The sequence below is a fragment of the Acinetobacter sp. KH_038 genome (assembly GCF_057839405.1).
In genome coordinates, this window is sequence record NZ_CM174489.1 from 2,102,927 (window position 1) to 2,123,073 (window position 20,147).

The window sequence follows — 20,147 nt, forward strand, 5'->3', positions numbered from 1 at the left end:
GATGAACAATGTCTGATAATGCAACTATCTTGCAGAATGTCCCAGTAGGTAAAAAAGTTGGTATTGCCTTCTCTGGTGGTCTAGATACTTCTGCTGCTCTTTTGTGGATGAAACAAAAAGGCGCTGAACCTTATGCTTACACAGCGAACCTGGGTCAGCCAGACGAAGACGATTACGATGCGATTCCAAAAAAAGCTGAAGCTTATGGCGCAGTAAAAGCACGTTTAATCGACTGCCGTTTACAGCTTGCATTAGAAGGGATTGCTGCAATTCAATGTGGCGCATTCCACATTACGACTGGTGGTGTGCCTTACTTCAACACGACCCCGCTTGGTCGTGCTGTAACAGGTACCATGCTTGTCACTGCCATGAAAGAAGATGACGTCAACATTTGGGGTGACGGCTCGACTTATAAAGGTAACGACATTGAACGTTTCTACCGTTATGGTTTATTGACCAACCCTGCGCTTAAAATCTACAAGCCTTGGTTAGACCAAACCTTTATCGATGAGCTGGGTGGCCGTGCAGAAATGTCACAGTTCCTGATCGACAACGGTTTTGACTACAAAATGTCAAAAGAGAAAGCATACTCAACAGATTCAAACATGTTAGGTGCGACTCACGAAGCCAAAGATCTTGAATACCTCAATGCAGGCATCAAAATCGTTGATCCAATCATGGGCGTTGCCTTCTGGAAAGACGACGTTGAAATCAAACCTGAAGAAGTTTCAATTACTTTCGAAGAAGGTTTCCCGGTTGCAATCAACGGTCAACGTATCGAAGATCCAGTTGAATTCATTCTTGAAGCGAACCGTATCGGTGGCCGTCATGGTCTAGGTATGTCGGATCAAATCGAAAACCGTATCATCGAAGCGAAATCTCGTGGTATTTACGAAGCTCCGGGTATGGCGCTGCTTCACATCGCTTATGAGCGTCTGGTGACAGGTATTCATAACGAAGACACTATCGAACAATACCGCATCAACGGTTTACGTTTAGGTCGTTTGTTGTACCAAGGTCGCTGGTTCGATTCTCAAGCGCTGATGCTGCGTGAAACTGCACAGCGTTGGGTTGCAAAAGCCATCACTGGTACTGTAACGCTTGAGCTTCGTCGTGGTAATGACTACACCATCATGAACACTGAATCTGAAAACCTGACCTATGAAGCTGAACGCTTGACCATGGAAAAAGGCGATTCAATGTTCTCTCCAATGGACCGTATCGGTCAGTTAACCATGCGTAACCTGGACATCACTGATACCCGTGCAAAACTAGGTATCTACACAGATACAGGTTTACTGGCAGTCGGTACAGCATCGGCAGTGCCACAATTGAAAGACAAAAACTAAGTTTTAGTTGAGTCAAAAAAACCGCTCTTGATGAGCGGTTTTTTTTATTGCTGGCGGTTATGAATGCTTAAAGCACCGAACCATTGGCAGTATCCGAATTGACCGAGCGAAGGGATTGATAATAAATCTGATTGCGTCCAAGCTGCTTGGCACGATAAAGCGCCTGATCCGCAATGCCCAATAAGGTCTCTTTATCAATATCATCCTCACCACGATACACGGTAATACCCAAACTGATGGTGATGTGTTTCGCAACCGAGGATTTTTCATGCGGTATTTCCAGCCGGTCAATTGCTTTAAAAATATTTGACGCCACCGCATAAGCACCATGTGCATCGGTTTCTGGCAATAACACCACAAACTCCTCACCACCATAGCGTGCAACAAAATCCATATGCCGGATGGCATTCTTGATGGTCTTGGCAATGCTTGAAATAACATCATCACCTTTCTGATGCCCATAAAAATCATTATAATTTTTAAAGAAGTCCACATCGATAAATAGAATTGCCAGAGCAATGTCTTCACGACGGGCACGCTCAAAATACACTTCCAGCGTTTCGTCAAAGGTTCTTCGGTTGGAAATTTTGGTCAGCTCATCATACTGGCTTAAATGCAATAATTCAGTGGTGTGAATACGCTGGATTTGTTCACTGATTCGTGCCCGGATACTGTACAGAAAAATCACCCGCTCACGCGCAAAAATCATATGACTAATTACATAACCCAGTAAGCAACTACCAATCAGGATTCGACCAAAAACCAGCGGATTAAACTCTACGGCCATGATTGATAATACAATAATGGTTGTTGCAGCCGCGACCATTCCAGTGACTAGCATCTGTACAGGCTTAATACCGGTCAGAATATAACCCAGAATATAAATAATCGTGGCAATCGCCATCGACTGATGCTGTAAAGCGGGCGTTTGAATCAACATGGCAATACAGGATGTCGACACCAGCATCCAGAATACCAGCAGCATCGAGGCCTGCGGGAAAAAGCGCTTGATCTTGGGTAAACAGGAAAATAGATAAAACAGGATTAAAGACGTACCCCCATTGAGTAGTCCGAGCATACACAGCACAAAATCATGTACGAAATATTCTTGGCTGATAATCCAGTAATCGGTGGGAATCATCACCACCAAGAAAATAAAATAAGCCAATACCCCGCCCCAAACATATTTTTCGACATGTTTGCGAGCACGTTCCAGATTTTTGCTCCAGAATTCCTGTTCCAGATTTTTAGGGAAGATCGGACCTACACGCTGACTTTGCCGTGTAATTAATTCTTCTATTTCTTCCTTATCATCTTGTAATTTCGCTAGATTGTACTTGTATTCCATTGCCAAGTATTTATGTAATTTTTTTATTAATTTTAAAATATCATACTTTCATCAATTAATTTATACATATCCCTTATTTTGTATATATTTCTCGTTACCATTTTCAGCATAGATGCATTATCATTTGTTTTATTTCTCCGATTGAATTCACCTTGAATACGATTACGATTCTCCAGCCAGATGATTGGCATGTTCACCTGCGTGATGGTTTAGCACTTCAACGTACCGTTCCCGATTTAGCCAAGCAGTTTTCTCGCGCAATCTGTATGCCGAATCTGGTGCCACCGGTTAAAACCGTAGAAGAAGCGATCAGCTATCGCGAACGCATCATGGCGCATGTCCCTGAAGGGACAAATTTTGACCCGCGTATGGTGCTGTATTTCACTGACAATACGCCGCCAAGCGAAGTCAAGAAAATCAAAGATTCTGCGCATGTCAATGCCATCAAGCTCTATCCTGCCGGTGCAACCACCAACTCCGATAGTGGTGTCAGCGACATGAGCAAAGTCTATGGCGTGATTGAGCAGCTTGAAGAACATCAGGTGCCTTTATTGCTGCACGGTGAAGTGACCCATAATCATGTCGATATTTTTGACCGGGAAAAGCGCTTCCTGGATGAAGTTCTGGCGCCCTTGCTCAGACAGTTCCCAAAACTGAAACTGGTACTGGAACACATTACCACCAGCGAAGCGGCAAACTTTGTGCTTGAGCAAGACCGTAATGTTGCTGCAACGATTACTCCACAGCATTTACTGTTTAACCGTAATGACATGCTGGTCGGTGGCATCAAGCCGCATTTCTACTGCCTGCCGATTTTAAAGCGTCAAACCCATCAGCAAACATTGCTTGAAGTGGCGACCAGCGGCAATCCTAAATTTTTCCTGGGAACAGACAGTGCACCGCATTCAAAAAATGCGAAAGAAAATGCATGTGGCTGTGCAGGATGTTATAGTGCGCCGACTGCCATCGAGCTCTATGCTCAGGCATTTGATCAGGTAGGCAAAATTGAACGTCTGGAAGGTTTTGCCAGTCATTTCGGTGCAGATTTCTATGGTCTGCCACGCAATACCAGCACCATTACCCTGGTAAAAGAAGATCAAGTAATTCCTGAAAGTTTAGACTATTTGGATGGTGAACAGATTATTCCGCTGTATGCGGGTAAAACCATTCAATGGAGAAAAGTGTGACAAATGAAACGCTCCCAATCATTGGTCAACGTTTTCGTGGATTTTTACCTGTAGTTGTCGATGTCGAGACTGCAGGTTTTAATGCACAGACCGATGCATTGCTGGAAATTGCGGCCATTCCGATTGTTTATAATGAGGATGGCCAGTTTGTGCCGGGTCAAGCTTACCATGCACATATCAATCCGTTTGAAGGGGCCAACCTCGATCGCCGATCACTGGAATTTATCGGCATTGATCCTTCGAATCCAATGCGCATCGCCATGGCTGAAGATGAAAAAACTGCATTAAAGCGTATTTTCAAATCGGTCAATGAAGTGCGCCGTCAGCAAAACTGTACTCATGCAGTTTTGGTCGGTCACAATGCGCATTTCGATTTAGGTTTTGTCCAGGCAGCAATTGCCCGTACCGGAACCAAAAACCAGAACCCGTTTCATAGTTTTTCTGTGTTTGATACAGTGACTTTGAGTGCGGTGATGTTTGGGCAAACCGTACTGGCAAAATCCTGTATTCAGGCCGGTATCGAGTTTGATGGCAAAGAAGCACATTCTGCGTTATATGACACACAGAAGACGGCTGAACTGTTTTGCTATATTTTAAACAAACTCGCACCTCACCTGCTTGACACTTTGGTGGCGGATCAATAAGATACCGCCATCTTCTAAACGTCCCTATCGTCTAGAGGCCTAGGACATCGCCCTTTCACGGCGGTAACCGGGGTTCGAATCCCCGTAGGGACGCCATCTATTTTTCTTCTCTTTCTTATACTTCCATTATTCAGCCACTTAGCCTGATTAAATCTTGCGCAGCCAAAATCCAATTAATGCAAATAATTCTCATTATTATTGATTAATACAACAAAGTTAATGATAATCACTTTCATTATCTTTTAAAGATTCAACGTCCCTCATGCGTTTTGCCCACTCAACACTTTCTATTGCGGTTTTGTCAGCTTTATCAACATCTGGTTTTGCAGAAGAATCCAGTTATCAAGAGCCTCCCCTCAATAAAGCAATGATTAAGTTCAACACAATTATTATCGAAGCTCAGCAAGAAAATGAGCTTGGAAAAACCATTTATTCAAAAGAAGATTTAGAACGGACGCCGAATAGCTCTAAAAACATCACTGACTTTTTAAAAGTAAATCCAAATGTACAGTTTAGCAATGAACATATGGCAGCCAGCTCACAAGCTGATTTAAAACCGGCTGAAATTTCGATTCATGGTGCACAATCATTTAATAATAAATTTGTGGTCAATGGCATCAGCAACAGCAATAACCTCGACCCTGCTGGTTCAGGAACAACCAACTACGGTGCAGTGTCTGGCGGTTCACAAGGTGTGGCAATCAACACCGATTTATTGTGTAATTTAGAAGTATTAGACAGCAACATTAGTGCAAAACACGGTGGCTTCACGGGTGGTGTGGTTCAGGCAGAAACCTGTGCGCCTAAATCTGAAATTAGCAAAGTCCATGGTAGCATCACTTATGACTATACAGAAAGTGAGTGGAACCGCTACCACTTAAAAACTGATGCAGACAAAGGACTCTTTGAAGGTGCATCAACCCAGTCAAACCAAAAAGAGTATGTTCGCCAAGGTGTTAGTGCCAATATCTTTGGTAAGCTTTCAGAGGTCTATGGCTTCGATCTCTATGCTTCACAACGTAAATCAACAATTCCTGTTGAAAGTGGCTTACCTGCACCAAAACAAATTAATCAAGAAAAACGTAACACCAATATCGGCGGAACATTGTATGTCGATCTAAATGCAGACACCAGTATGAAATTTGGTTTCGCTTTAGGTGATTTGGAAGACAATACTTACGCAGACAAACGTCGTAACTCTCACAGCAGCACTAATAATCAATCAGCTTTGATTTTCGCAGAGATGCAACAAAAACAAGATTGGGGACAATTAATACACAAGCTCAATTACCAGAAAATTGACAATGCACGTGAATCATCATCTGATCGCGGTGTGAACTGGATGTATGCAGCAGGGAGCAAAGACTGGGCAAATACTGAAAAAGTATGGGAAGGTACAACCTCTGCAGATATTGATTTAAAACAATCTTCTGTGAATTATGAATTAGATGCGCTATTTAATAACTTTAAATTTGCAGACACCGACCATCAAATCAGCGCCGGTTTTGCCTATCATTATGATGATGTGCAATGGGAACGTACCAAAGATTTTTCAACTTTCTATGGCGTAACATCAGGGAAAACCCAAAACTTGTTTGATCTTAAAGGTCAACAATGTCAAATCAATGATCCTCTCTGCGATGAAAATACTACGGCTGTATTCCTGAACAATAAAGTCCCTACGGTCTTTGATGGTCAATACTTTAAAAAGGGTAATTTATACAAAGCAGGCAGCTTTGCTGGTCAATATCATCAAGCAGCCTTATATCTAGAAGATAATATTCGTTGGAACAACCTCAATGCCCGTCTAGGTATACGTGCTGATTATGATGAATCAAATAACAATCTTAACTTTGCACCACGTAGCAGCATTAGTTATCAGCCTTTTTCCAATAAATTATTAACCCTGACTTCAGGTTGGAACCGCTACTATAATGCCCCAACTTATATGACAGACTTGCGTCAACATCTGACCTCATTAGATTTTGACATCAGCCGTACTGATCAAAGTTCTGAATGGGTTGAAGAAGCAAAAGTTTCAGCCAATGATACACGCCGCAAGGATCTTAAAACCCCATTTGCAGATGAATTTATCCTCGGGTTTAATAGCCAATTTAAAAACACTAATCTCAACTTAAAATGGGTGAATCGTCAGTATGATGATGAAATCACCCGTAATAGAACTGATATTTCAAACGACTATTTTACTTATTCTTATGAGTTTGAAAACAGCGGTTATGGCGAAAATGATACCGTAACGCTAGAACTTAATACGATTGAGCCACTTAAATTTAAAGGCACTCAACATAATTTAGGCTTAGCGGTCAATTACTCGGATGTGTACCGTAGCGCACCAGATTATACGGAAAACTTTACCGAAGAAGATCTTCAGGAGCTGATTTCCTATGATGGCAAAATCATGCCTTATGGTGACCGTCCGGCATCAAACTATAACCAACCGATTACTGCACGTATCATATGGAATATTGGCTTTGATTCTCTTCCTTTAAAAATTTCCAACTTCTTTAGCTATAAAGACACCTATGAGCAAGTGTTAGAAGCGAGCTCTGCTGACAAAGTGGTGCATGATGGCGTGAAAATCGATACTTATACGTTACAAGATGTAAAACCTCGTTTTACATGGGATATGCGAACCACCTATGATTGGAAAATTTCAAAAGATTATTCAGCGATTTTTGGCTTAACAGTAAATAATATAACTAACCGCAATAATTTATATGTGAGTGGAAGCAAACTGTACTCTGAAATCGGCCGTCAATTTATCGCTGATGTCACTTTCAAATTTTAAATGTTATCAAAGAGCATACCGTGCTCTTTTTAAGTTGCTTAGGCTATAATTAAGTAAATTCATACTGTGCATTTACATCATGTTAAAAAAGATCTTACTGGTTTTGCTGATTTTAGCGCCCTCTGCACTTTATCTCTATCTGGTGAGTGGCGACAGTTCAGATACACCTAAAACCGAACAGGTGGCTACACCTGAAGAAAATACTCAAAATTCCTATCAAACTCCAGATCACTAAGATAAGTGATCTGTTTTATGTATTTGTTTTTTAAATCAACTTTCTAAATGTATTTGATAATTCCAATCCAAGTTATTTTCAGCGCGTAAAAAAATTAAAATATCCGCGTTTATATCTGTCCATCTGATTTTATTATGCAGTCTCCCTCTCCACCTTCGCAGCATCCGACTGCCGAAGGTCAAAATAGTACGTCATTAAAACGTGCTATGACGACACGTCATCTCATTATGTTGTCACTTGGTGGTGCAATTGGTACAGGGCTTTTCATGGGTTCTGGCACCGTCATCTCTCAAGCGGGGCCATTGGGTGCAGTGCTTGCCTATATTATCGGTGGCCTGATTGCCTATATGGTTATGCTCTGTCTGGGCGAGCTTGCAGTACATCTGCCGGTTTCCGGTTCATTTGGGGCATTCGCAACCAACTACATTGGCCCGGGTACCGGCTATATGGTGTCCTGGATGTACTGGCTCGGCTGGTCAGCCACGCTCGGCACCGAATTTACCGCAGCAGCAATCTTGATGCAGGAATGGTTTCCTCAAACCTCGATCTGGTTATGGACGCTGATTTTTGCAGGCGGTGTACTGTTATCCAATCTGAGTTCAACCCGTACTTTTGCCGAATCTGAATTCTGGTTGTCGATGATTAAGGTCGCAACTGTATTGCTGTTTATCATTCTCGGCTTTGCCTGTATTTTTGGGCTTATTCCATTTCAAGGTTATGAATCGGCACCGCTTTTCAGCAACCTGACCGAACACGGCTGGCTACCAAATGGTTTGATTCCGTTATTTACCACCCTGCTGATTGTAAACTTTGCTTTTAACGGTACGGAAATGATCGGGATCGCAGCAGGTGAAACTGAGAATCCTGAAAAAAATGTTCCCAAAGCGATTCATGCCGCAGTCTGGCGCCTGATCATTTTCTTTGTCGGCACCATTATTGTGATCAGCTCATTGCTTAATTATACCAATACCGGCTTACAGGTCGGTGGTGAAGGTGGCTTGAGCAGCAGTCCATTTGTCTCTGTGTTCAATCAGATGGGCATTCCTTATGCAGAAGATTTTATCCGTTTTGTGATTATTACCGCCCTACTTTCGACTGCAAACTCAGGGCTATATGCAGCCTCACGGATGATGTGGGCGCTGTCTGCACAAAACCAGTTGCCACGCGTATTTACCAAACTCAGTAAATCTGGTGTGCCTTATATTGCAGTCCTGGTGACCATGATTGGCGGTTTACCGGGCTTGTTGTCTGAACAGTTTGGTGCCGATGTAATCTTTAAAAACCTGCTGGGTGTTGCTGCATTCACCATGGTCATTGTCTGGATGAGTATTTGCTGGAGCCAGTTTAACTTCCGCCGCCAATGGTTGAAACAGGGCCACAGTGTTTCCGAGCTTAAATTCCGCACCCCATGGTTCCCACTTGTACCGGTTTTAGGTTTTATCTGTTGTACCGTCACCGGTCTGAGTATGGCGGCTGACCCGGAAATGCTGTCCGGGTTTATTGGCTGCTTGCTGTTTATGGCAGGTTGTTATGCCAGCTATTACTGGTTGTATCACAATAAAAAGTAATTCTTTTTAAAAAGATAAACGCAGCTTTCGAGTTGCGTTTTTTTATTTTGCTATGCTTAGATTTGGCACAATCTTATGTCCTTTTAAACCCGAGGCTTTAGAGGGAAGGCATACAGCATGTTCGAAAGCTCCCTTAATAACCCATAGATCGAACAGCTTAAGCTGCTACAAGGTCATAGGCACTTCTGTACAGCCCAAAACTACGTTGCACAGGCCTCGCAAGGATAAAATAAAGAGCAGTTGCTTCCATCTGCATATACCCCCATACAGCGGATGACTTCAGGATGATAAAATTCATCCTTCTCAAATTTCCCTTTTGATTTTAAATATTTGCTTGAAAATACGTCACTTTTAGAATTTTGCTAGGTTTTTAATCAATTAGTAAAAAATAATTTAAATCTTTAAATATCAGTTTGACACCCTAAATAAAAATCCTTACTATACGCATCACCTCGCAACGTCCCTATCGTCTAGAGGCCTAGGACATCGCCCTTTCACGGCGGTAACCGGGGTTCGAATCCCCGTAGGGACGCCATATCCTGATCTCATACGATCAAGCCTTATTCAAAATTATTATTAATACATTGCAGATTTGTAGTTTTTCACTACAATAACTCGCTTCATTCTTCTGATTTTTTTCAATTCCTATGCACTCATCTCCGAATGATGCTACGCATCAGGGCAATTCTGCGCCTTTAAAACGCGCTATGAGTACTCGACATCTGGTCATGATTTCGCTTGGTGGCGCAATCGGGACAGGCCTATTTTTAGGGTCGGGTGAAGTCATTGCACAAACGGGGCCTGTAGGTGCCATTATTGCTTATCTCCTGGGCGGCATTATCGCGTACATGGTTATGCTATGTCTGGGCGAACTTGCCGTTCACATGCCTGAATCCGGTTCATTTGGTGCTTATGCCAAACGCTATATTGGACCCGGTACTGGCTATACCATCACCTGGCTGTACTGGCTGACGTGGTCAGTCACGCTCGGGACTGAATTCACTGCTGCTGCACTGCTTATGCAGGAATGGTTTCCAGATATCTCCATGTGGTTATGGACCATTATTTTTGGGGTATTCGTTTTTAGCTTGAACATGATTTCCACCCGCTGGTTTGCCGAATCTGAATTCTGGTTGGCACTGGTCAAAGTGGTCACTGTGGTTGCCTTTATTCTGCTGGGCTTATTGGCCATTTTTGGTGTTCTGGGCTATCAGGGCTATGAAGCGGCACCTCTATTTACCAATCTGACTGCCCAAGGCTGGTTCCCTGAAGGCCTGTTCCCTATTTTTGCCACCATGCTGATCGTGAATTTTGCCTTTTCGGGTACAGAATTGATTGGGGTGGCTGCGGGTGAAACCGAAGATCCAGCGAAGAATGTACCTAAAGCAATTAATACCGCGATTTTCCGTCTATTAATTTTCTTTGTGGGTACGATTATCGTGGTCACAGCATTACTTCCGCATCAGGAAGCTGGCTTGGCCGCTGAAGGTGTAAGCAGCAGTCCATTCGTGACAGTATTCCAGCACATTGGTATTCCCTATGCTGAAGATATTATCCGCTTTGTCATTATTACTGCACTGCTTTCTGCTGCCAACTCAGGATTATTTGCTGCATCCCGTATGATGTGGTCATTGTCCTACAGCAAACAGTTACCTGCTGTATTTTCGAGACTCAATGCGCGCGGCGTACCTTATATTGCCGTCATGGTGACCATGCTTGGTGCATTGCCAGGTTTATTGTCTGAACAGTTTGCGCCAGAAACCATCTTTACCAACCTGCTGGGTATTGCAGCATTTACCATGGTGGTGGTCTGGATGAGTATCTGCTTAAGCCAGTTCAACTTCCGTCGTCAGTGGTATAAACAGGGCCGCACTGTCAAAGAACTGGGCTTCGCAGCACCCCTGTTCCCGATCGTGCCGATTTTAGGTTTCGTTTTCTGTTTTATTACCTGTGTCAGTATGGTCTTTGATCCGTCCATGCGTATCAGCTTCTTTGGCTGTCTGCTGTTTATCGCAGCCTGCTATGCCAGTTATTATGCCTTTTACCATAACAAGGCTTAAGCTTCGGCTTTAAAAGAGCGACTCCGGTCGCTCTTTTTTTTTGTCTATACTGAGGAAATATTAGCCAGCCTCAAGGGTGCGTCGATGAAAATTGTGTTTATTCATGGCATGAACAAGCAACAGTATACGGCAAGCTCATTACGCCAACATTGGCTACAGCTGCTAAAAACAGGTTTAGGAAAAAATTCACAACAGCAACCCCGTTTTAGCGATTTAAAACGGCATATTCGCATTGCTTTTTATGGTGATTTACTCTCCCGGCATCATTTGCATAATCTGCTGAATGCCAGCACCTTGCTGCCACAGCAGTGGCCACATTTCCCCTTTTTACATCCCGTACAGCGACAACCCAGACCGCCGATCAAGCAGTGTAAATATCAAGTTTGTGAAGCTCCGCTGTTAAACTTTGATAAGACGCTGAATTTCGATCAAAAACTGGATTTTATTACCGCGTTAAGCAAAGATATTGCCTTGCGCGATTTCGCGATCCTGATCAATTATTTTCCCAGCTTACATGCCAGTTTTTTGCATAAATTTTTACTGGAAACTTATCTCTATCTGGCCAATCCGTCTTTTATGCAGGAAGTTCATCGGCGTATTCATCATCAACTGCATAGCAGCACACCACAAATTCTGGTGGCACATTCACTTGGCAGCGTGATTGCCTATAACTATCTGCTTCAGCATCCAGAACTGAATATCCAGCGGTTTATCACCCTCGGTTCACCTCTGGCATTTCGGGTCATCCAGGCGCATCTTCCGCAACCGGTGACAAGACCTGCTGCAATTTCAGGCGATTGGATAAACTTCTATTCACATGATGATTTTCTCACCGCCTTTCCACTTTCAGAAGCACCTTTTAATTTTCAGCCGGCCATTATCAATCAGGAAATTCGTACCTTTATCCAACATCCACATGATATCGCAAGCTACTTGCAACATCCTCAAGTATTAAGCGCCATGCTGGAATTGCTTAAAAATCCAGCTCAATTCAAGTAATTTTCCAGTATTACCAGCATATTGTTTTAAATTTACCCACTCAACCCAGAAAATAAAAAAATTTAGGGAAATGCGTTTGACACCCCCCTATTTTCACCCTATTATACGCCCACCTCTGAAACGTCCCTATCGTCTAGAGGCCTAGGACATCGCCCTTTCACGGCGGTAACCGGGGTTCGAATCCCCGTAGGGACGCCAATTTCAGAAGTAATGTTTGTATTAAGTCCCTATCGTCTAGAGGCCTAGGACATCGCCCTTTCACGGCGGTAACCGGGGTTCGAATCCCCGTAGGGACGCCACAAACTTTCACTTGAAAGACAATGGTTTTACAAATAATTACTTCAGCTGTCCCTATCGTCTAGAGGCCTAGGACATCGCCCTTTCACGGCGGTAACCGGGGTTCGAATCCCCGTAGGGACGCCATATTCGAGATGGCAACATCTCAACAGAAAGCCCGAGCATTGCGACTCGGGCTTTTTTGTATTCTGGATATTTAAATATAATTTTTACCATGCATTAAAATATGCCCCTAGTTACATAGGCTGCCATGTAATTCATATTTTACAATTTGTATTAGGGTTCTTTCATAAATCATTTTTTAATCATTAAAAAGAAATTCCCTCTCCTTGTAGGAGATGAGCAGCACTGCTGCGCAAGGGAGAGGTTATTTCTAAGAATTACCCTCATCCTCTTGCGAAGCTATGCTTCTCATCCCAGAGGGAGAAGGAACTTTCAGAATTCATTAAAGATGAATATAACGATCATTTTTTGATTTATGAAAGATATCTATTCTTTTAACATTTCTATGTATATAAATATCCGTTCATTTTCATTTAAAGCAATCCATCAATAAATTAGAACAAAAATTCAACACCCAGGCTTTAAGCCGCACGTTAAGGTAACTGAAGAGATATCTGCAAGGATCAGATTATGTTCGTCAGCACAGAGTTAAGTTTACCTTTATCGCCAAATAAAAATCATAATTATCAATTTAAAAGCTTTAAGGATTGGGTCGACTTTTTTCAAGATACTGAAATCTCGACAATTACCAAGACCGAACAGGCTGAATCTTATTTGAGCGATCTGATTAAAAAACTAAATACAGAAACACTTGAATGGCTGGATCAACCATCACAGGTTGAACAGCATCTTTTAGAACAGCATCATCAGATTTGTGCGACTTTTCAGGCTTATCTGGGACGGCGTAAGCAGCAACAACCTCGGGAGTACTTTCCTACTGTAGCGCATGCCTTCGAATTTTTGAGCAAGGTGGCACCGGTCAAACTGGTGGATGGTTCCTGGTTATATTCCACCGTACATAACTGTCACCAGCCGGAACTGAAAGATCTGATTTATATCTATCTGGAAGAACTGGGTCTGGGACATCCACGTGCCAATCATGTCACCATGTATCAGGACCTGTTAAATCACTATGAATTGAACAGCTATGCCGAACAGCTGGATGCCAGCTATTACGAGCAGGCGGCGGTACAACTGGCACTGGCCTATGCGCCGGCCAAATACCTGCCTCTTGTCATCGGTTTTAATCTGGGATATGAACAGTTGCCGCTACATTTACTCATTACCAATTACGAACTGGCTGAACTTGGTATTGATCCGCATTATTTCAATGTGCACATTACCATTGATAATGCCCACAATGGCCATGCACAAAAATCCCTGCAAGCTTTTATCCAGCATTATGAGAATGCGGAAAATCCGCAGACTTATCTTGATTTAATCAAGCAGGGTTATCTGCTCAATGACATCGGTAAAAGTTCTTCTCAAATTGTGAAAGAGCTGGATACCGAGCGTATGGCTTTAAAAGTATTCCACAACAAGGCTCTGATTGGTCAATATATTCACAACCAGAAATGTCAGTTTAGCGGCAAGACCATCAATGACTGGCTATCAGATTCGGCACAGATCGCCGACTTTCTGAATGTGATGATTGAAAAAGGCTGGATTATCAAAAATGCACCCGTAGAACAGAGCCGTTTCTGGAAAATGATTGATCATCCGGAAGGTAAAATGTTTGGTGTGTTTAATGCGACTGAAAAACAGCTCATCAAAGACTGGATTCAGGGGGCAACTTTAGCGACACGTTTATCTTCACGTAGTGCAGCGCCATCGCAGACAAAAGTTGAACCGGCATTAAGCCGTATTGATCAACAGCGTTTAAATCAGCTAAAAAGCCGCTTTATGCGTTGTGAAGGTGCGGAACAGAAAATTGACCTGCTGATTCCTTATACTGCACCACATATCCATCATACTGAACTGGGCTTATGGGCGACTCGTCAGTTGAGCCAGTTATTATTTCCTTTTCAGACCCAGGCCATGCATTATTCCTAAAGCACGCCTAAGTGCCAGAAATTAAAAAACCGGACATATGCAGTGTCCGGTTTTTTAGTGCTTAGATTAGAGTTCTTTCATAAATCATTTTTTAATCATTAAAAAAACGCCCTCTCCTTGTAGGAGATGAGCAGCACTGCTGCGCAAGGGAGAGGTTGTTTCTAAGAATTACCCTCATCCTCTTGCGAAGCTATGCTTCTCATCCCAGAGGGAGAAGGAACTTCCAAACTTCATTAAATATGAATGTAACGATCATTTTTTTGATTTATGAAAGATATCTATTAAAATTTTAAGCCGACTTACGCGAATTCAATTGTCCTTTAATCACTGCTTTAACATTGCCTTTAAGATAGCTCAAAAAGACTTTTAAGGGTGACAGTTTTGGATTCGGCTGTTTGCCTTTGGCAATTTCCTTAAACTGCGCGGCATACCAGATAATTTCCATAATCGCCATTTTGTCGACCATTGGAATACCGGTTTTAATTTTCTCAACCGCATAACGTACATCCTGTCCTGCAATCAGACGATCACCCAGATCCGGCTCGACCGCAAAGGGACGTGCGATGCCGACAAAATCACAGGCGCCACTGTCGAGCGCAGCATTCATCGCTTCGACAGTTCTGAAGCCACCCGTCACCATGATATGACAATTAACTTCCTGACGGATCTTTTCGGCAAAATCGAGGAAATAGGCTTCACGGGCAATGGTTGAAGCTTTGCGCTTGTCTGCTTTGACACCGGCCATTGCTGGCGCTTCATAGCTACCACCAGATACTTCAATAATATCGATTCCGGCTGCATCTATTGCCTTAAAGACATAGATGACATCTTCTTCGCTAATGCCACCGCGCTGAAAGTCAGCAGAATTAAGTTTGACTGAAATAATAAAATTTTCCGAAGTTGCAGCACGAACCGCCCGATAGGTTTCCAGCAGGAAGCGAGTGCGATTTTCAATACTCCCTCCCCACTGATCCTGACGTTTATTGGTCAGTGGCGAGAGAAACTGGCTGATCAGATAACCGTGCGCACCATGCAACTGTACCCCTTCAAAACCTGCTTTTTCACAGATGGCAGCTGAAGTGGCAAAGCGCTGGATAATATCCAGAATTTCAGTTTCAGTCAGGGCACGCGGTGTCCCGAAGCTGACTGCCAATGCCGGACTGAAAGGCACTGCCGATGGCGCGACTGTTTCTTTATTTAAGCCTTTGGGACACTGACGACCCGGATGTGATAACTGCACCAGCTGTACCATACCCTGCTGCTTGCCGACTTCGGCCCAGACTTTAAGCTGCTCCAGATCACGTTCGGTTTCCACCACCACCACACCCGGTTCATTCTTGGCACGAAAGTCCACCATGACGTTGCCGGTAATGGCACAACCCAAGCCACCTTTGGCCCAGGCTTCATAGAGCTTCAAATGTGCCTGATTGGGCTGGCCGGCATCATTGGCCAGTGCTTCACTCATGGCGCCTTTAATGATGCGGTTTTTGAAAGTGGTATGACGAATTTGAATGGAATCGGCCAATTGGGTCATGATCTGTCCTGATACGTTACTTTTATTTTGTACTCGTTTATAACGCAAGCCAGCACAATTGACAATTCAACTTGTCAAATTTACACAATTTTCATCTGCTTATTTTTACGATAATTAAAAAGTTTCGTGCTTTATTGTCTTGGATCAAAGGCATTCCGCACTGCTTCGCCGATATACATCAGCAAGCTCAGCACAATCGCCAAGCTAAAGAAACCGGATAAAGCCAGCCACGGCGCATTTAAGTTATTTTTGGCCTGCAGCAACAGCTCGCCCAGGGAAGCCGTTTCCGGCGGGAGTCCATAGCCTAAAAAATCCAGCGCTGTCAGTGCAGTAATATTGGCAGTCAGCATAAAGGGCAGTTGTGACAGACTTGAACCGATGACATTCGGCAATATATGCCTGAACATGATTCGCCCATCCCCCACTCCGATACTTCTGGCGGCCCAGACGTATTCCAGATTGCGTGCACGCAAAAATTCAGCACGTACTATGCCCACCAGCCTTGTCCAGCCAAACAGCAGCATGATCAGAAATAGCCAGTAAATATTGGGAGTGAACAGACTGACCAGTACCAGCACCATAAACAGCATGGGTAAACTGCTCCAGACTTCAAGCAGGCGTTGTCCCATCAGATCGATCCAGCCGCCATAATAACCCTGCACTGCCCCGACTAAAATTCCGATCGCCGCCGACAACACAGTCAGCGCAAAACCGAACAATAATGAAATTCGCAAACCATATAGAATCCGCGCCAGAATATCGCGGCCCTGATCATCTGTTCCCAGCCAGTTTTGTGCACTCGGTGGCGAAGGCAGCGGTAGCGCCAACTCGAGATTCGGTGTTTGATAAGAGAACGGAATCACTGGCCAGATGGCCCAGCCTTTTTCTGCGATCAGTTGCTGTACAGCCGGATCTTTATATTCTGCTTCGGTTTCAAATACACCGCCAAATGCCGTTTCCGGATAAGACTTCAGGACTGGAAAATATAAAGCATGATCATATTTCACCAGCAAGGGCTTATCGTTGGCGATCAGTTCTGCGCCCAGAGAGAGGAAAAAGATAAGGCTAAACGCGATAAAACAGCCAAATCCCAACTTGTGCTGCTTAAAACGTTGCCAGTGTAATTGCATCAAGGACGACATTATTCTGATCCCCGGCGCGAACTGAAATGAATCCGCGGATCGATCAGTTGATATAGCAAATCGCTCAATAATCGCAAAATCAGACCAAGCAAGGTAAAGATAAACAAAGTGCCGAAAATTACCGGATAGTCACGCTGGATAATCGCTTCAAAGCCCAGAACACCTAAACCATCCAGATTAAAAATGATTTCAATAAACAGGTTACCGACAAAAAATACGCCAATCAATACTTCTGGCAAACCTGCAATCAGCACTAAAATGGCATTACGGAACACATGCCGATACAGCACTGTATTTTCATTTAATCCTTTGGCCCGCGCAGCCAGAACATATTGCTTACTTAATTCCTCAACAAAGGAAAATTTCACCAGATAGGTCAAGCTGGCAAATCCGCCGAGCACCATGGCCAATAGCGGCAAGACCATATGCCAGAAATAATCCTGAACTTTCCCAAAAAACGAGAGTTCAGCAAAATTTTCAGAACTGAGTCCCTGTAAGGGAAACCATTGCAGAAAAGAACCACCGGCAAAAAATACAATCAGTAAAATTGCAAATATAAAAGCGGGAATAGCATAGCCCACTGCCAGAATTAAAGAAGTGGCCTGATCAAAGACACTGCCATGTTTTCGGGCTTTACTGATACCTAAAGGGATGGAGACCAGATAGATAATTAAAGTACTCCACAGCCCCAAAGACAGCGACACCGGTAATTTTTCCCAGATCAGTTCAGTCACGGCCTTGTCTTTAAAAAAACTGGTACCCAGATCAAACTGTGCATAGCGCATCAACATGTCCCAAAAACGGACATGAAGCGACTGATCAAAACCATATTGAATCTTGATCTGTTCGATCATTTCCACGGTGAGGCCTTGCTGCCCCTGATACTGTAATCCGGTCTGCGCCAAGCCATTGACCTGTTGCGCCTGATAAACGGCTTGCTCCACCGGTCCACCCGGAGCCAGCTGGATCACCATAAAGTTGACCAGCAAGACGATCAGCAAGGTTGGAATCATCAGCAACAGACGCTTGAGTATATAAGTGCTCATGGCACTCCCTAATAGGCTTGGAGCTTAATGCTGTTTGAAATAATCTGCCACATGTCTGGCCTTTGCTGCATCGACCCACCAGTAATCAACCCCGGCAGAGAGTTTAGGCTTCAGCTTCGGCTGCTGATACATATTCCAGTAAGCATACCAGTATTCCCCCGTGCCATAAGTCGGAATATGATAATAACCCGCCCGCAATAACCGGTCTAAAACTCGGGTGAGATCAATCACCTGTGCCCGGCTCTGTGCCTGAATCAGCTGATTAATCACCGCATCAATGGCGAGGTTCTGAATACCGGCATAATTATAGTTACCGACCTGTCTGGCAGACTGACTGCTCCAGAACTGTTTTTGTTCCTGCCCCGGTGTCAGGGACTGTGGCATGCTGTCGACAATCATATCAAACTGGTAATTTCGCAGCCGTTCATAATATTGCGCAGTTTCCACCATACGAATATTGGCCTGAATCCCCAAACGCTTCAGGTGACGCAGATAAGGCATCAGATCACGTTGCTGTTCCACCTGATGCAGAAAAAACTCAATTTTGATCGCTTGCCCCGAAGCATTGACCAGTTTTCCCTGCTGATAACGATAACCCGCCTGTAGTAATAATTGACGGGCTTTTAACAGATTATTCCGGTTAAAACCGGAAGCATCTGAGCGAGGATATTGCCAGTCCTGAACTACCGCCTGGCGCTGAACCGGATGCAGTTTCTGCAAATGAGGCTGTAAAATTTGCAGCTCCTGGGCACTCGGTGGTCCCTGCGAAGCCAGCTCACTATTTGAAAAAAAGCTGTTCAGGCGCTGATATTCACCATAGAACATGGCCTTATTCAGCCACTCAAAGTCATAGGCAAGAGTGAGAGCCTGACGAAAATGGATATCATTCAAGGGCTGACGCCGGGTATTAAACACCAGACTCTGGGTCGGAATCGGATTATGGTGCCGAAAACGATACCGTTTCACCAGTCCTTGCTGAACTGCGGGAAACTGATAATCTCTGACCCAGCGATTCACCTGTTTTTCCTCATGCAAGCTAAATTGGCCTGACTTAAAGGCCTCAAACTTGATTTCCGGGCTGCGATAATAACGATACTGAATCCGGTCAAAATTATAACGACCGCGATTTACCAACAGATCTTTGCCCCAGTATTGAGGATTACGCCGATAAGCAATACTGCGCCCGGGATCGACCTTTTCAATGACATATGGCCCTGAACCCAGCATCGGTTTCAGGGTCAGGTCTTTAAAATTACGCCCCCGCCATTCCCGTTTGGCATAAATCGGCATCTGCGCCACAATCATGGCCATTTCCGGATTATGTCCGGATTTAAAATGGATTTTGATTTTTAAAGGTGACAGCACTTCCAGCTGATGTATATCTGCCAGATACATTTGCAGGCCAAAATTGGACTGGGTCCGATACAGCTCTAAACTGTACTGGACATCTTCAGCAGTCAATGGCTGACCATTGCTAAAGCGTGCTTTTGGATTTAAATGAAAAGTGATAAAGGCGGTTTTCTTGGGATCAAAACTGACTTTTTCCGCCAGCAAGGGATAATACACGCCCGGTTCATCCAGCGACTTGGACAGTAAACTGTCAAAAATATAGTTGATGCCCTCGGTGACATTGCCCTTGCCATTCATGCTATTCAGATTGTCAAAGCTGCCGTCGGCCGCCAAAATCAGGGCACCGCCTTTGGGTGCCTGCGGGTTGGCATAAGGCAGAGATGCGAGCTGGCTATATTTCGGTGGGCTATGTAGCGCAATATAAGGCGTGGTGATCACGGCCGCCCAACTGCTACTTACCAGCAGCGGGGCTAGCCATATCAGCCTGAAAGTTTTAAATAAATAAGCAAATCTCACGATCAGTT

The 20,147-nt window shown here is 43.9% G+C and carries 14 protein-coding genes and 5 tRNA genes; 14 read left to right on the top strand and 5 right to left on the bottom strand.

Translation table 11 applies throughout. The features are described 5' to 3' along the window. Positions 1 to 8 precede the first annotated feature (8 nt). Positions 9 to 1,349, top strand: a complete 1,341-nt coding sequence (gene argG, locus AC3IT7_RS09985) for an argininosuccinate synthase (RefSeq protein WP_489248360.1) — start codon at positions 9 to 11, stop codon at positions 1,347 to 1,349. A 67-nt stretch (positions 1,350 to 1,416) separates the two neighbouring features. Here argG and AC3IT7_RS09990 read toward each other — a convergent pair whose 3' ends face one another. Next, positions 1,417 to 2,697, bottom strand: a complete 1,281-nt coding sequence (locus AC3IT7_RS09990; RefSeq protein WP_489248361.1) for a GGDEF domain-containing protein — start codon at positions 2,695 to 2,697, stop codon at positions 1,417 to 1,419. 152 nt (positions 2,698 to 2,849) lie between these two features. Here AC3IT7_RS09990 and pyrC point away from each other — a divergent pair, with 152 nt between their 5' ends. The 13 genes from pyrC to AC3IT7_RS10055 all read left to right on the top strand — a co-directional run bounded on the left by pyrC (position 2,850) and on the right by AC3IT7_RS10055 (position 14,551). Beyond that, positions 2,850 to 3,884 carry a dihydroorotase gene (pyrC, locus tag AC3IT7_RS09995; RefSeq protein WP_475655282.1) on the top strand — a complete coding sequence of 345 codons (1,035 nt, stop codon included), beginning with the start codon at positions 2,850 to 2,852 and terminating at the stop codon, positions 3,882 to 3,884. After that, positions 3,869 to 4,528: a ribonuclease T gene (rnt, locus tag AC3IT7_RS10000; RefSeq protein WP_475655281.1), complete on the top strand. Its 660-nt coding sequence runs from the start codon at positions 3,869 to 3,871 to the stop codon at positions 4,526 to 4,528. Before pyrC ends, rnt begins: the two co-directional genes overlap by 16 nt. Positions 4,529 to 4,548: 20 nt before the next feature. Further along, positions 4,549 to 4,624, top strand: a tRNA-Glu gene (locus AC3IT7_RS10005). 166 nt (positions 4,625 to 4,790) lie between these two features. Next, entirely contained in the window at positions 4,791 to 7,337 is a 2,547-nt protein-coding gene (locus AC3IT7_RS10010; RefSeq protein ID WP_489248362.1) for a TonB-dependent receptor plug domain-containing protein, read from the top strand. A gap of 79 nt (positions 7,338 to 7,416) precedes the next feature. Continuing rightward, entirely contained in the window at positions 7,417 to 7,572 is a 156-nt protein-coding gene (locus AC3IT7_RS10015; protein ID WP_475655154.1) for a hypothetical protein, read from the top strand. 134 nt (positions 7,573 to 7,706) lie between these two features. Further along, on the top strand, positions 7,707 to 9,140 hold the full coding sequence (locus tag AC3IT7_RS10020; RefSeq protein WP_489248363.1) for an amino acid permease: 1,434 nt from the start codon (positions 7,707 to 7,709) through the stop codon (positions 9,138 to 9,140). A gap of 459 nt (positions 9,141 to 9,599) precedes the next feature. Further along, positions 9,600 to 9,675: transfer RNA gene (locus tag AC3IT7_RS10025), tRNA-Glu, on the top strand. Between the two features lie 112 nt (positions 9,676 to 9,787). Further along, positions 9,788 to 11,200: an amino acid permease gene (locus tag AC3IT7_RS10030; RefSeq protein ID WP_489248364.1), complete on the top strand. Its 1,413-nt coding sequence runs from the start codon at positions 9,788 to 9,790 to the stop codon at positions 11,198 to 11,200. An 84-nt stretch (positions 11,201 to 11,284) separates the two neighbouring features. Then, positions 11,285 to 12,199, top strand: coding sequence for an alpha/beta fold hydrolase (locus tag AC3IT7_RS10035; RefSeq protein WP_489248365.1), 915 nt, complete (start codon positions 11,285 to 11,287; stop codon positions 12,197 to 12,199). 122 nt (positions 12,200 to 12,321) lie between these two features. Further along, positions 12,322 to 12,397: transfer RNA gene (locus AC3IT7_RS10040), tRNA-Glu, on the top strand. Between the two features lie 25 nt (positions 12,398 to 12,422). Then, positions 12,423 to 12,498 (top strand) — tRNA-Glu (locus AC3IT7_RS10045). Between the two features lie 48 nt (positions 12,499 to 12,546). Then, positions 12,547 to 12,622, top strand: a tRNA-Glu gene (locus AC3IT7_RS10050). Positions 12,623 to 13,129: 507 nt separating this feature from the next. Continuing rightward, positions 13,130 to 14,551 carry an iron-containing redox enzyme family protein gene (locus AC3IT7_RS10055; RefSeq protein ID WP_489248366.1) on the top strand — a complete coding sequence of 474 codons (1,422 nt, stop codon included), beginning with the start codon at positions 13,130 to 13,132 and terminating at the stop codon, positions 14,549 to 14,551. Between the two features lie 289 nt (positions 14,552 to 14,840). Here AC3IT7_RS10055 and AC3IT7_RS10060 read toward each other — a convergent pair whose 3' ends face one another. From AC3IT7_RS10060 to AC3IT7_RS10075, 4 genes are all read right to left on the bottom strand, one after another. After that, entirely contained in the window at positions 14,841 to 16,085 is a 1,245-nt protein-coding gene (locus tag AC3IT7_RS10060; protein WP_489248367.1) for an NADH:flavin oxidoreductase/NADH oxidase family protein, read from the bottom strand. A gap of 131 nt (positions 16,086 to 16,216) precedes the next feature. Beyond that, a complete protein-coding gene (locus tag AC3IT7_RS10065; protein WP_489248368.1) occupies positions 16,217 to 17,227 on the bottom strand; it encodes an ABC transporter permease in 1,011 nt (336 codons plus the stop codon). Then, complete coding sequence (locus AC3IT7_RS10070; RefSeq protein WP_489248369.1) at positions 17,227 to 18,273, bottom strand: ABC transporter permease subunit; 1,047 nt, start codon at positions 18,271 to 18,273, stop codon at positions 17,227 to 17,229. Before AC3IT7_RS10070 ends, AC3IT7_RS10065 begins: the two co-directional genes overlap by 1 nt. Positions 18,274 to 18,297: 24 nt before the next feature. After that, positions 18,298 to 20,139: an extracellular solute-binding protein gene (locus AC3IT7_RS10075; RefSeq protein ID WP_489248370.1), complete on the bottom strand. Its 1,842-nt coding sequence runs from the start codon at positions 20,137 to 20,139 to the stop codon at positions 18,298 to 18,300. Positions 20,140 to 20,147: the final 8 nt, after the last annotated feature.